10 protein-coding genes are annotated in these 13,833 nt (G+C 73.5%); all 10 read right to left on the bottom strand.

Translation table 11 applies throughout. The annotated features are described in order from the left end of the window. The 10 genes from Sco07f_RS16305 to Sco07f_RS16260 all read right to left on the bottom strand — a co-directional run bounded on the left by Sco07f_RS16305 (nucleotide 1) and on the right by Sco07f_RS16260 (nucleotide 13,466). Nucleotides 1-1,950, bottom strand: coding sequence for an ABC transporter permease (locus tag Sco07f_RS16305; RefSeq protein ID WP_108988233.1), 1,950 nt, complete (start codon nucleotides 1,948-1,950; stop codon nucleotides 1-3). Next, nucleotides 1,950-3,158 carry a quaternary amine ABC transporter ATP-binding protein gene (locus tag Sco07f_RS16300; protein ID WP_108988232.1) on the bottom strand — a complete coding sequence of 403 codons (1,209 nt, stop codon included), beginning with the start codon at nucleotides 3,156-3,158 and terminating at the stop codon, nucleotides 1,950-1,952. The genes Sco07f_RS16305 and Sco07f_RS16300 overlap by 1 nt, the downstream gene beginning before the upstream one ends. Then, complete coding sequence (locus Sco07f_RS16295; protein WP_007444130.1) at nucleotides 3,155-4,687, bottom strand: GMC family oxidoreductase; 1,533 nt, start codon at nucleotides 4,685-4,687, stop codon at nucleotides 3,155-3,157. Before Sco07f_RS16295 ends, Sco07f_RS16300 begins: the two co-directional genes overlap by 4 nt. Before the next feature lie 60 nt (nucleotides 4,688-4,747). Then, on the bottom strand, nucleotides 4,748-6,268 hold the full coding sequence (locus Sco07f_RS16290; protein ID WP_007444128.1) for an aldehyde dehydrogenase family protein: 1,521 nt from the start codon (nucleotides 6,266-6,268) through the stop codon (nucleotides 4,748-4,750). A 179-nt stretch (nucleotides 6,269-6,447) separates the two neighbouring features. After that, a complete protein-coding gene (locus Sco07f_RS41095; protein WP_280524565.1) occupies nucleotides 6,448-7,551 on the bottom strand; it encodes a serine/threonine kinase C-terminal domain-containing protein in 1,104 nt (367 codons plus the stop codon). Between the two features lie 4 nt (nucleotides 7,552-7,555). Next, entirely contained in the window at nucleotides 7,556-7,909 is a 354-nt protein-coding gene (locus tag Sco07f_RS16280; RefSeq protein WP_054099293.1) for a hypothetical protein, read from the bottom strand. After that, nucleotides 7,896-9,665: an AbeC-like domain-containing protein gene (locus Sco07f_RS16275; protein WP_108988231.1), complete on the bottom strand. Its 1,770-nt coding sequence runs from the start codon at nucleotides 9,663-9,665 to the stop codon at nucleotides 7,896-7,898. Before Sco07f_RS16275 ends, Sco07f_RS16280 begins: the two co-directional genes overlap by 14 nt. Before the next feature lie 223 nt (nucleotides 9,666-9,888). Then, nucleotides 9,889-10,878, bottom strand: coding sequence for a malate dehydrogenase (locus tag Sco07f_RS16270; RefSeq protein ID WP_007444106.1), 990 nt, complete (start codon nucleotides 10,876-10,878; stop codon nucleotides 9,889-9,891). A gap of 380 nt (nucleotides 10,879-11,258) precedes the next feature. After that, nucleotides 11,259-12,596, bottom strand: coding sequence for a helix-turn-helix domain-containing protein (locus Sco07f_RS16265; protein ID WP_244942063.1), 1,338 nt, complete (start codon nucleotides 12,594-12,596; stop codon nucleotides 11,259-11,261). Nucleotides 12,597-13,028: 432 nt separating this feature from the next. Further along, nucleotides 13,029-13,466: a DUF3017 domain-containing protein gene (locus Sco07f_RS16260; RefSeq protein ID WP_054099338.1), complete on the bottom strand. Its 438-nt coding sequence runs from the start codon at nucleotides 13,464-13,466 to the stop codon at nucleotides 13,029-13,031. Nucleotides 13,467-13,833 lie beyond the last annotated feature (367 nt).

Genomic DNA, 13,833 nt, shown 5'->3' with positions numbered 1-13,833 from the left:
TCAGGCTCCCTTCTTCGTCGTACGGCGTTCGGTGGGCTGCGTGACGCGGTCGAGCATCAGGCCGAGGCAGACGATCGCGGCGCCCGCGACCAGGCCGGTCGCCAGGTCGCCCTGGGCGAGGCCGAAGACCACCTGGTAGCCGAGCGCTCCACCGCCGACCAGGCCGCCGATGATGACGACGGCGAGGACCAGGACGACGCCCTGGTTGACGGCGAGGAGCAGCGCCGGGCGGGCCAGCGGCAGCTGGACCTGGCGGAGCTGCTGGCCGCCGGTCGCGCCGAGCGAGCGGGCCGACTCCATGGCGGCGGGGTCGACCTGGCGCAGGCCCTGGGCGGTGATGCGGACGACGGCCGGGAGGGCGTAGACGACGGCGGCGGCCACGGCGGGCGCGCGGCCCACGCCGAACAGGGCGACGACCGGGATCAGGTACACGAACTGCGGCATCGTCTGGAAGACGTCCAGCACGGGCCGCAGCAGGCGCTCGACGCGGTCGCTGCGGGCGGCGGCGACACCGGTGGCGAAGCCGATGACCAGGGTCACGGCGACGGCGGCGAGCACCTGCGAGAGCGTGTCGAGAGACGGCTTCCACACGCCGAGCACGCCGATCGCGGCCATCGCGAGGACGGCGGTGAGCGCGGTGCGCCAGGTGCCGATCAGCCAGGCCAGGGCGGCGACGATCAGGAGCACGGACCACCACGGCAGCCACTGGAGGCCGTCGCGGAGCGGGTTGAGCACCCAGCTGGTGAAGTGCGCGGCCCAGTCGGCGGTGCCGCCGACGACGGGGACGCCGGAGTACAGGTGGGCGGTCATCCAGTCGACGGCCCGGTTGACGGGCTCGGCGATGTTCAGCTCCCACCCGTCGGGCCAGTCGAGGAAGCCCGCCAGGCGTCCGGCGAGCGCGACGGCCGCGGCGACGACGAGGGCGTACAGCCAGGTCACCGGGGACTTCCCGGCCTCGCCGAGCCGCTCCCCCGCCGCGCCGGTGACGCGGTCCAGGACGACGGCGAGCAGCACGATCGGGATGCCGGCCGCGAGGGCCGCGCCGACGTCGACCGAGGCGAGCGCCTGGTAGACGCGGTCGCCGAGGCCGCCGGCGCCGATGACGGAGGCGATGACGGCCATGGACAGCGCCATCATGATCGTCTGGTTGACGCCGAGGAGGAGTTCCTTGCGGGCCAGCGGGATACGGGCGGTCAGCAGCCGCTGGCGGGCGGTGGTGCCGAGGGACTCGACGGCCTCCAGGACCTCCTTGTCGGCGCCGCGCAGGCCGAGCGAGGTGAGCCGGGCCATGGGCGGGGCGGCGTAGACGACGGTGGCCAGGACGGCCGCGGGGACGCCGATGCCGAAGACCAGGACGACGGGCAGGAGGTAGGCGAAGGCGGGCAGCACCTGCATGGTGTCGAGCACCGGGCGCAGCACGCGGTCCATCCGGTCGGACAGGCCGGCGGCGAGGCCCAGCAGGGCGCCGACGGCGACGGACGCGAGGACGGCCACGACCATGAGCGCGAGGGTCTGCATGGTCGGCACCCACATGCCGAGCAGGCCGCAGGCCAGGAACGCGGCCGCGGTGCCCGCCGCGAGCTTCACGCCAGCCACCCGCCAGGCGACCAGGGCGCCGATCGCGGTGACCCCGGCCCAGCCGACGGCGAGGAGGGCGAGGTAGACGGCGCGTACGGCGATGACGACGACGTTGCTGACGTGGCCGAAGAAGTAGAGGAACAGGGGGTGGGTGTCGCGGTTGTCGATGATCCAGTCGCTGGCCTTGCCGAGGGGCTCGGAGACGTCGACGGTGAGGGCGGTGGGCCAGGTGGCGCCGGGCCACTGCGTGGCGGCTATGGGGGCGAGGATCGCGGCCAGCGCCGCCAGGGTGAGGAGCTTGCGGGTCGCGGGGTGGGTGAGTATGCCCGGCGGGGCGGCCTTCTGCGAGGTCGGTGCAGTGATCGTTGCCATTACGCCGGCTCCTCGGTGGTGGGCTCGGCGGGGGTCGTCGGCTTGCGGCGCGTCGCCGGTGCCGCTGCGCCCACCCGTGCCGCCCCAGCGGCACGACTGCCCGCAGCTACGTCACTGCCCGCAGCTGGGTCGGTGCCTGCTACCACCGACAGGAGGTCGGTCGCGTCTACCACGCCCAGGCAGCGGCCCTCGGTCATCACTCGGGCCGGGGAGCCTGCCCTTGCCACCGCCTCGATGGCCTCCGAGACCGTGGCGTCCGGGCGGATCGCCGGGCCCGTGCCCGCCTCGTCGGCGTTCGCGGCGGGGCGCATGGCCGTGCGGACGGTGAGGACCTGCTCGCGGGGGACGTCGCGGACGAACTCGCGGACGTAGTCGTCGGCGGGCGAGCCGACGATCTCCTCCGGGGTGCCGAGCTGCACCACGCGGCCGTCGCGCATCAGGGCGATGCGGTCGCCGAGTTTGAGGGCTTCCTGGAGGTCGTGGGTGATGAAGACCATCGTGCGGCCCTCCTCGCGGTGCAGCCGGACGACCTCCTCCTGCATGTCCCGCCGGATCAGCGGGTCCAGCGCGCTGAACGGCTCGTCGAAGAGCAGCACCTCGGGATCGACGGCGAGGGCGCGGGCGAGGCCGACGCGCTGGCGCTGGCCGCCGGAGAGCTGGCCGGGGCGGCGCTGCTCCAGGCCCTCGAGGCCGACCTTGGCGACGACGGCGGCGGCCCGCTCGCGGCGCTCGGCGCGGCCCATGCCCTGGACTTCGAGGCCGTAGGCGACGTTGTCCAGGACGGTGCGGTGCGGGAGCAGGCCGAAGTGCTGGAAGACCATCGCGGCGCGGTGGCGGCGCAGTGCGCGCAGCCGGGTCCGGTCCATCGCGCGGACGTCCTCGCCGTCGATGGCGATGGAGCCGGCCGTCGGCTCGATGAGGCGGGTCAGGCAGCGTACGAGGGTGGACTTGCCGGAGCCGGACAGGCCCATGACGACGAAGACCTCGCCCTTGCGCACGTCGAAGGAGACGTCCGCGACGGCGGCGGTGCAGCCGGTGCGGGAGCGCAGTTCGGCCGGGGACAGGGCGGCGAGGTCCGGGTCGGCGGGAACGCGGTCGGCCTTGGGGCCGAAGACCTTCCACAGGCCGTCGACGGAGAAGACCGGCGGACGCTCGGTCACGGTGTCGGTCGCGGCGGCGGTGGTGGTGTCCTTGTCGGTGGTGCTCATCGGGCGTCACCGCCGATCAGCTCGACGGCGCGCTCGCCGACCATGAGGACCCCGATCATCGGGTTGACGGCGGGCATGGTCGGGAAGACGGAGGCGTCGGCGATGCGGATGCCCTGGAGGCCGCGGACGCGCAGCTCCGGGTCGACGACGGCGCTCTCGTCGGTGGCGGCGCCCATCTTGCAGGTGCCGGCCGGGTGGTAGACGGTGTGGGCGACCTTGCGGGCGTACTCGCTCAGCTCCTCGTCGCCGGTGACGTCCGGGCCGGGGCAGACCTCGCGCTTGAGCCAGCCCGCCAGCGGCTGGGTCTTCGCGACCTCACGGGCGATGCGGATGCCGTCGACGAGGGTGCGGCCGTCGTAGTCGTCCTCGTCGGTGAAGTAGCGGAAGTCCAGGGCGGGCTTCTCGGACGGGTCGGCGCTGGTGAGGTGGAGGCGGCCGCGGGACTTCGGCTTGGGGATGTTCGGGGTCATGGAGACGCCGAACTCGGGGCGCTCGTAGCCCAGTCGCTCCGGGTTGTCCGTGAACGGGATCTGGTAGAAGTGGAACATCAGGTCGGGGCCCGCGTGTTCGGGGTCGCGGCGCACGAACAGACCGGCGTCGGAGTCCATCGCGGAGTTGTCCGGGATGGGGCCGTTGGTCTCCCACACGATCACCGACTCGGGGTGGTCGAGCAGGTTCTCGCCGACGCCGGGCAGGTCGAGCACCACGGGTATGCCGAGGGCCTCCAGCTGGTCCCTGGGGCCGATGCCGGAGTGCAGCAGCAGGCGCGGGGAGTCGACCGCGCCGGCGCTGAGGACGACCTCGTGACGGGCCTTGACCAGGATCTCCTCGCCGTCCTTGGTACGGACGTGGACGCCCTCGGCGCGGGTGCCGTCGAGTTCGAGCCGGTACGCCCAGGTCTCCAGCATCAGCGTGAGGTTGGCGCGCTCGTCCATCACGGGGTGCAGATAGGCCACCGACGCCGAGGAACGCTTGTTGTTCTCGGGGTGGTAGGCGAGGTCGAAGAAGCCGACGCCCTCGGTGAACGGCTTCTTGTTGAAGCCCTCGACGCGGGGGACCTCCAGCGTCTTCTGCGCGGAGTCGACGAAGTCGCGTGCGATGGCGTTCCGGTCCTTCTCGTCGACCGGGACGATGTTGTTCTTCAGGCGGGCGAAGTACGCCTCCATCTGCACCGCGCCCCAGCCCTTGGCGCCGGCGGCCTCCCACTCGTCCCAGTCGGAGGGCAGCGGCTTGAAGGCGATGAGGGTGTTGTGCGAGGAGCAGCCGCCGAGGACGCGGGCGCGGCTGTGCCGGATGTGCGAGTTGCCGCGCGGCTGCTCGGTGGTGGGGTAGTCGTAGTCCAGTTCGCCGCCGAGCAGGCCCATCCAGCGGCGCAGGGTCAGCACGTCGTCGCGGCCGACGTCACTGGGGCCGCCCTCGATGACGGCGACGGTGACGTCCGGGTTCTCGGTGAGCCGGGAGGCGATCACGGAGCCTGCCGTACCGCCGCCGATGACGACGTAGTCGTAGACGTGAGTGGTTTCTGGCATGGGGGTACTCCAGTGGGGCGAGCGGATGATGACGAGGAGGAGTGCGGGGACGCGGTGGGGTCAGCCGGAGAACCAGCGGACGGGCTTGGGCGCGAGGTTCTGGTAGACGTGCTTGCTCTCGCGGTACTCGGCCAGGCCCGCGGGGCCGAGTTCGCGGCCGACGCCGCTCTTGCCGAAGCCGCCCCACTCCGCCTGCGGGAGGTAGGGGTGGAAGTCGTTGATCCACACGGTGCCGTGCCGCAGCCGGCCCGCGACCCGGCGGGCCCGTCCCGCGTCGGCGGTCCAGACGGCACCGGCCAGACCGTACTCGGTGTCGTTGGCGAGGGCTACGGCCTCGTCCTCGGTGCGGAAGGTCTCGACGGTGAGGACCGGTCCGAAGACCTCCTCCCGTACGACGCGCATCTCGCGGTGGCAGTGGTCGAGGACGGTGGGCTCGTAGAAGTAGCCGGACCCGGGCCGCCGGGGGGACGGTTCGGGGCGCTTGCCGCCGCAGCGCAGCTCGGCGCCCTCGGCGAGGGCGGAGGCGACGAAGTCCTCGGTCTTGGCGCGCTGCTGCTCGGAGACGAGCGGGCCGCACTCGACGCCGTCCTCGGTGCCGCGGCCGAGGCGGATCTTCTGGGCGCGGCGGGCGAGTTCGGCGACGAAGCGTTCGCGGACCGACTCCTCGACGATGAGGCGGCCGCCGGCGGAGCAGACCTGGCCGCTGTGGATGAAGGCGGCGTTGAGGGCCTGGTCGACGGCGGTGTCGAAGCCCTCCTCGGTCTCGCAGGCGTCGGCGAAGACCACGTTGGGGTTCTTGCCGCCGAGTTCGAGGGCGACCTTCTTGACGGTGACGGCGGCGGCCTGGGCGACCTTGGTGCCGCTGATCAGGCCGCCGGTGAAGGAGACCAGGTCGACGTCGGGGTGCTCGGCGAGCCGGGCGCCGACGGTGTGTCCGGGCCCGGTGACGATGTTCGCGACGCCGGTGGGGAGGCCGGCCTCGACGAGCAGGTCGATCAGGGCGACGGTGGTCATCGGGGTGATCTCGCTGGGCTTGATCACGAAGGTGTTGCCCGCGGCGAGCGCCGGGGCGATCTTCCAGCTGGCCTGGAGCAGCGGGTAGTTCCAGGGCGTGATCATCGCGCAGACGCCGACCGGCTCGTGCACGACGACGCTGTGGATGTCGGGCGAGCCCGCGTCGACGACGCGGCCGGGGGCCTCGCCGGCGACGAGGTCGGCGAAGTAGCGGAAGGCGTCGGCGACGCAGTCGATGTCGACGCGCCCCTCCTCGACGGTCTTGCCCGCGTCGCGGCTCTCCAGCAGGCCGAGCGTCTCGCGGTCGCGCACGAGGAGGCCGGCGACGCGGCGCAGCAGGGCGGCGCGCTCGGCGACGGGGGTGTGCGGCCAGTCGCCGGCATCGAAGGCGCGGCGGGCGGCGGCCACCGCGAGGTCGGTGTCCTTCTCGTCGCCCTCCGCGACCACGGCGAACGGCGAGGCGTCCGCGGGGTCGAGGATCTCGCGCGTGGCGCCGGAGGACGCCGCGAGCCACTCGCCACCTGCGTGGATGGTGGCGCGTGACCGCAGTTCTCTACTGTCCGCCATGATCGTCAATGCCTTCCGTTCCCTGTCGATCTCCCGTGAGTCACGTGGGTGTCGTCCACGGGACCGGGTGCACCTGCCCTGGTGCCCCCGATGCATGCGGTTCGGGAACCGGAAGTGTGCGGAGTCACGAAACAAAGGGACGAAAGGGTCCTAACGGACCACGCCGGGTGCGTGGGCGGTCACAGGGCGTCCGCGCCGGTCCCGCAGGTCGTGTCCGGCGGGCAGAAGTGGCCGAGGGCCGTGAGCAGCAGCTCCCGCTCGTCGTCGCGGCCGTCCGCGTCGGCCCCGTAGGCGGCGATCGCGTACACCTCGCCGTCGGCGGCCACGAAGCGCTCGTCGACGACGTGCCAGGTGCCGACGTCGGGTTCGCCCTTGATGGAGTCGGCGACGTACTCCAGCCGGGAGCCGGTGAAGTCGCCGTCGTCCAGGTTCTGGAGCGAGAGCTTCCGGAAGCCATCGGCCTTGGGCGTGTCGTCGGAGAGGAACAGCTCGAAGGACGCCTCGGGCGAGGCCTCCTCCACCTGGTACACCTGAAGCCGCAGCTCACCGTCGGAGCTGCGGTAGTTGACCACGTCGATGCCGTACCGGGAGGGCACGGCGTCCCGTACCCAGCCCGCGGGCCGCGCGACGGTGAAGCCCTCCGGGTCGGTGTACGGCTCGTAGCCCCCGGGCAGCGCGGTGGCCGTGCCGGACGGTGATCCGGACACGTCGGTGGGTGTCCCCGGCTCCCCGGTCCGCAGCGTCGAGGTGTCGGAGGCGGAGGGCGGAGCGGTGGGGTCGGAGGCCGTCGGGTCGGAGGCCGTGGGGGACGCGCCCGCCGGGGCGCCGCGGTCGTCCGTGCCGTCGTCGCCCGGGAGAACCAGCGTCAGTACGAGGGCGACGGCGGCCCCGGCCACGGCGGCACCGCCCAGCACGGACCACACCAGCCGGCGGCTGGGCCCGCGGGGGGCCTGCGGCGGCACCGGCGGCGGCCAGGAACCGGTCTGCGGCTCCTCGGGCACGGACCAGCCGTGCGGGGGCGGCGGCACCGGCGCCGGGACGCCCTCCGGGCGGCCGGGGTCCACGCCCGGCACGGGCTCCTCGGGCACGGACCAGCCGCCGTGCGCGGGCGGTGGCACCGGGGCCGAGACGTCCTCCGGGCGGCCGGGGTCCACGCCCGGCGGTGTCCCGGGCGCGGACACCGGCCGGGGCGGTGGCGGCGGGGTGGCCGCGGCGGCGCCGGCCGCGGTGTCCTCCCAGCGCTGGGTCGCCTCGTTCCAGTACCGCTGCTGTCCCCCGCTCATCGGTTCAGAGCCCCAGCAGTCCGGCCACCGTCCCGAAGGACGCGAACAGCGACAGGACGGACTGCGAGTCCTCGATCAGGGTCCGCAGCCGCTGGAGGCGCCCCTCGGGGGCCGTTCCGGTGCGGGTGATCTCCTCCTCGGTGTCCGCGAGCGCCGTGTCCAGCTCGTCGGTCCGCTCGGTGCGCTGGATGCGCGCCAGATCGGCCCGCAGCTCACGCACGGCCTTCAGCAGTTCCTCGGCGGCCCGGTCGCTCGGGGCCGCGGTGCCGTAGTGGCTCGTGACGTTCGCGCTGTCGCCCACGGCGAAGGTCGCCCCCTGGGCGTTGCCGATGTGGACGGTCGGCTCATTCTGCGCCATTGCTTCCGGATCCCTTCTGCGGCGCGGGGCCGCCGGTCGTGGACGAGACGTTCGACTTGTCGCCGACGGCGAAGGTCGCCCCTTCGGCGTTGCCGATGTAGGTGCTGCCGTTGCTGAGGTTGACGATCTTCTGCACGAACTCGCCGGTCTCGAACCCGGCGTCGCCCAGGGCCAGCCGCACGCCGTGGCTCACGCGGTCCTGGATGCTCCTGAGGTACCGGCTCACGTCCATCTCCTGGAAGGTGGACCCGGCGGGCGCCGCGGCCAGCTCCCGCACGGAGACGGCGGGGCCCGCGGGGAGCGCGCCGGCGTGTCCGCCGGTCAGCAGCCGCCAGCCGTACACCAGACCCCGGCCGAGCGTGACCAGGGAGCGGCCCACGGAGCCGGGCACCAGGACGGCGGCGCCGGCCGCCCTGCCCAGCACGTTGTTGTTGCGGAACCGGTGGGAGACGCGGTCGGCGTCCTTGAAGTCCCCGCGCACCGGCGTCAGCACATGGGGCGCGATCTCCAGCATGAGCATGCGGCCCTGGGTGTGCAGGCGCACGAAGACCGTGACGACCAGCTCCTCCTCCCAGCCGCCGACCCTGATCCGCAGGAAGTGCCGCCGCTTCTCGGCACCCTCCTCCACGGCACTCGCACGGTGCTGCTCGAACGTCTCCGGGCCGTACGGCGCCTGGTCCCGGTCGAGCAGACCCTCCACCGGGAGGAACACGCACTCGTCGAGCTCCAGCCGGCGGAGCCGGTCGCGCACCCCGGCGCCGGCGTACTCGGAGGGCAGGCGCAGCTGTTCGATCAGGGGCCGGACGCGGTCCAGGATGGCGCGGTTGCTGAGGGGCTGCTGCTTCTTCTCGTCGTCCGGCCGCAGCTCCACGGCCAGCACCCAGGTGTCGTACGCCGCGCCCGCTCCGCAGAACGGGTGCTTCTCGTCGTACATGATCAGTGGCGCGTGCTGCTCCAGCCGGATGCGTCCCATCAGCCGCTGGAACCGCGCGCCGTCGCCCTTCTCCGCCGGGTCCGAGGAGGCGTCCGGGAAGCGCTGCGGGGAGAGCTCGGAGGCGAGCGCGCGGGCGAACTGGCCGCGCTGCCCGGCCACGCACAGCCCGATGAGGACGAGGACGCCGATCCCGAACCAGGCCTGCCACACCTCGATCAGACCGCTGCCCCCGGACGGGACCAGCACGTCGGTGACGTCCGGCAGGTCGGATCCGTCGGAGCCGTAGTCGCCGTAGTAGCGGTCCGACGAACCGGACGAGAAGTCGTCGTCCGAGCCGTCGCCGAACGCGTAGGCGATCAGGTAGAACGTGAAGAGGGCGAACTGGGCGCGTCCCCACCAGCGGGCCAGGAAGGCCGCGACGCGCCGGTAGAGGGGCGGCCGCTCGGCGCGGCCCTTGATCCAGGGGGCCAGGGCGAGCAACAGGCTGGGCCAGAAGAGGAAGGCGAGCAGCCCGCCGCTGAGCGGGATCCCCACCACCCACAGGCCGGTGACGGCCGCGGCCCACAGCAGCTCCTGCCGACGGGCCCGCAGGGCGTGCGCGAGGACCCGGGCCGCGTCGAAGCCGGGCGACGGCGCGACGATCCGCTGCTCGTCGAGGTACAGCTCGTCGATGACGCGGTCCCGGTAGCCGGGGTCGAGGTAGGCACCCGCGCACAGCAGCCGGGTGGCCTCACTGGCGTACGGCGGGACCGGCGGGGGTTCCTGCGGTGGGCCCCCGTGGGGCTGCTGCTGTGGTTGCTGCGGCACGTAGGCGGTGCTCACGCCGATCCCCCGATGCGCGTGTAAGCCGTCGCCGGTGACGGACGACGTGACGGGGCATCAGCATAGGGGAGGCGCGGGGCCGGCGGGCCCGGAACGTCAACAGCGGGCCCGGGGAACGCACCGGTCCCCGGGCCGCCGTGGCGGGCCCGGGGACCGGTGCTGCGCGTGGGTGCGCAGGGTGTACGCGGGGGCGCGTGGTGCGCGTGGTGCGCCGCGCCGAGCGTCAGAGGAGGCCGAGACCGCGGACCGCCTCGCGCTCCTCCGACAGCTCCTTGACGGAGGCGTCGATGCGGGCGCGGGAGAACTCGTTGATGTCCAGGCCCTGGACGATCTCGTACGTGCCGTTCTTCGTGGTGACCGGGAAGGACGAGATAATGCCCTCGGGGACGCCGTAGGAGCCGTCCGACGGGATGCCCATGGAGGTCCAGTCGCCCTCGGCGGTGCCGTTGACCCAGGTGTGCACGTGGTCGATGGCGGCGTTGGCGGCGGAGGCGGCCGACGAGGCGCCGCGGGCCTCGATGATGGCCGCGCCGCGCTTGGCGACGGTCGGGATGAAGTCCTCGGCCAGCCACTTCTCGTCGTTCACGGCCTCGGCGGCGTTCTTGCCGGCGACGGTGGCGTGGAAGATGTCCGGGTACTGGGTGGCGGAGTGGTTGCCCCAGATGGTCAGGCGCTTGATGTCGGCGACCGTCGAGCCCGTCTTCTTCGCGAGCTGGGTCAGCGCGCGGTTGTGGTCCAGACGGGTCATCGCGGTGAAGCGCTCGGCCGGTACGTCCGGGGCGGCGGCCTGGGCGATCAGGGCGTTGGTGTTGGCCGGGTTGCCGACGACGAGGACCTTGATGTCGTCCGCGGCGTGGTCGTTGATGGCCTTGCCCTGCGGCTTGAAGATGCCGCCGTTGGCCTCGAGGAGGTCACCGCGCTCCATGCCCTTGGTGCGGGGGCGGGCGCCGACGAGGAGGGCGACGTTGGAGCCGTCGAAGGCCACGTTCGGGTCGTCGGTGATCTCGATGCCCTGGAGGAGCGGGAACGCGCAGTCGTCCAGTTCCATCGCGGTGCCCTCGGCGGCCTTGAGCGCCGGAGTGATCTCCAGGAGGCGCAGCTTGACCGGCACGTCCGCGCCGAGCAGCTGGCCGGAGGCGATGCGGAAGAGCAGGGCGTAACCGATCTGGCCGGCCGCGCCGGTGACGGTGACGTTCACGGGAGTGCGAGTCATGGCGTTCTCCGTATGACAGCTGGCGGTGGGGCGTCCCGGCCCCGGGCGTTTGATCGATCTCTTGGTATCAAGAGATCCATCCAGCCGTCAGGCTATCGCGCCCGTGGTGTCCGGCACGTCCGGGTCGGTGTGGCCCGGCCCACAGGACGGCGGTGTCAGGGCGGAGAACGCATAAGAAAAAGAGGCGGCCGCCCGTCCGGGAGAGGGGGGACGAAGGCGACCGCCGCTCGGGGATACCGTTGCCGGACTCCCGTGGGGGTACTTCTCGCGTGCCCGTGACGCCGCGGGGCATGCCTGTCGCGGGCGAACTTTCTCGGTCCGCCGGCTCGCGCCCCTTCGCGCCCCCCTCGTGCCGCTACTTCGTGCAGCCCTGCGTGCCGCTACTTCGTGCAGCCCTGCGTGCCGGAGGCCAGCGTCGCGCACGCGGTGGCGTCGGCCGCGGAGTCCACGGCGACCATCGCGGTGTACGCGGCGGTGGCTCCGGGGGTGCCGACCGTCGCCCGCTGCTCGTTCGCACCGCCGGCGTTCACCTGGACCTCGTCGCCCTGTGCGGCCTGGGTGACGCGGGCCCACGCGGCGCCGCAGACCTTGCTGTACCGGACCTCCACGGCGGCCGTGCCGACGACGGCGGTCGCACCGGTGGTCACCAGGTCGCCGCCGCAGCCCATGACCTCCGGGTCCTTGCCGGTGCAGGCGTCGCCGCTGCACTTCACGCCCGGCGGCAGCTTCGGTTCGCTGCTCACGGTCGGCGACGGGGAGGGTTTGGTGCCCTCGTCCTTCTTGCCGCCGCCGTCGTTCAGGAGGAAGAAGGCGCCCGCGATCACGACGAGTACGCCGACGACGCCCGCGACGAGCGTGGTCGTCCGCTTGGTGCCGCCGCCCCGGTTGCTGCCGCCGCCCCGGGGCCGGCCGGACGAAGGGGGGCGACCGGACGAAGCGGGGCGGCCGCCGTGCGGAGGTTCGCCGTAGCCGCCGGCAGGGCCGGTGGCCGGGGCGAGCACGCTCGTCTCGTCGAACCCGGCCGGGCTCGCCGCCTCCCCGGTGCCGGTCCGGGGCCGGGCGCGGGCCGCGCGGTCACCGGTCGGCGCGGGCCCCCGGTATCCGGCGAGCCCCCACGAGTTGCCGTCGGTCGCTCCGCCGGCGGACGGGGTGGAGGAGGTGCCGGGGCCCGCGCCGCCCCGGACCGCGCCGAGGACGGAGTCGGGGCTGTCGGCGGCGGTGGGCTGCGCCGGGACCGTCGGGGGCAGCGTGGGCGACACACCGGCCGGCCCGGCGACTCCGGGTGCCGCCGAGCCGCCGCCGTGGCGGCCGCTCCGGCCCCTGCCGTTCCCGCCGCCGCTCCCCTCGCCGTTGCCCGACCGGGCCTTGGAGGTGCCCGACTTGGCGGCGGGCGTGCCCAGTTCGCCGAGCGCGGCGCGCGCCTGGGAGATCCGGATGGCCTCCATGGTCATGTCGTGGCGCATCTCCGAGCGGCTCCAGGCGCGCTCGGCCAGCTCCCACATGGTGGTGAGGTGCATCGGATTGGTGCCCGTGACCTCGGCCAGGGCCACGATGGCTCCCTTGGGCGCCAGCAGGCGGCCGTTCAGATAGCGCTCCCAGGACGTCTTGCTGTAGCCCGTGGCGTCGGCCACCGACGCGACGCTCAACTCGCTGCGGTCCACGAGCCGGCGCAGCTGGCTGGTGAACTCCCTGATCTGCGGATCGAGTTCATCCGGCAAGGCCTTCCAACGAGGCACTGCTTCCCCCTCTTCCCCCGGTGACGTGCTGGTCGTTCCCCCGCTGGTCCCCGCGCGCGACGTCCTGCGCGCGATACCCGGTTCTGGCTACCCACAGGGATGCGCCCGCTCAGGATCTCAGTTCCCGGGGTGGGGGCGCACAGGAGCACAGAGGCCGCGAGCGTGCACCGTCGCACGCCCACCGACCCGTGGTCCAGTGTCCCACCGGCGCCGCACCATCCTGCACGGAACCCCCGAGAACGCGCCGCGTAGCGGAGTAGCGGAACGGTCACTTCCGTGCCACAGCGCCCTGACAGGCGTTGAACAGGGCGTTCTCCGTGCAGGAGGGTTGGTCGCGGCGACGGCCCGTCCTTCCACGGGGGTGAGGACGGGCCGTCGTGCCGGGAAGCCGCTCGGGCCGGACGTGAAAAACGCCTAGCTGACGGTGAAGTGCAGGGTGTCCTTGAGGAACGGGATCTCCAGCACCGGCTTCGGCTGGGCCATCAGCGACAGCAGGACGATGGAGAGGCCGAGGACGCCGTAGGTCGTGATGTCCGTGAAGCGCGAGCGCACGGCGAGCATGCCGACGTCGGGCACCACCCAGCGCAGCGCGGCGCCCGCCAGCAGCGCGGCGCCGATCAGCAGCGTCCCCCAGCGGAACACGTCCAGTGCGGTCAGCAGCAGGCCGAGTCCGACCAGCAGCACCACCGCGAGCACCGGCCACTGCCGGGCGGGCGCCGGGGCGTCGCCGGCCGCGGCCCGGCCGCCGCCCTCGGGACGGGCGGTGTCCCGGGTGAAGAGCGGGAACCGGCGCGTGACACGGCGGGGCCGCCCCTTGGCGTCGGGCGCGCTGACGGGGTCGCGGACGGTGATGTCGTCCGGGTGCCCGGCGGTTGCCGAGTGGCCGGCGGTCGCCGAGTGGCCGGCGTCCGCGGAGGTCTCCGGGGCCTCGGAGACCTGCGAGGCCGCAGGGCTCTTCGGGGCCGTCGATTCGCCCGCGGTCTCCGCGGCCTGCGAGGTCTCCGGGGCGGCGGCGTGCTTCGAGTCCGCCGAGCGGGCCGCGGCTCCGGCGTTCCGCTCGGCCTTCGAGCGGGCCGGGGCACCGGCGCTCTCTGCGGCCTTGCCGGAGACGGCCCGCTTGCCCGATCCGGCCCGCTTGCCCGAGGCAGCCGGGCCGCCCGGGGTCCGTGCGGGCTCCGCTTCCTGCGTGCTCCCCTCGCCGCCCGGCCGCTCGGGGGAG

It is taken from the genome of Streptomyces coelicoflavus (assembly GCF_003112555.1).
Lineage (GTDB): Bacteria > Actinomycetota > Actinomycetes > Streptomycetales > Streptomycetaceae > Streptomyces > Streptomyces coelicoflavus.
This window is presented reverse-complemented; position numbering and strand designations above follow the sequence as displayed.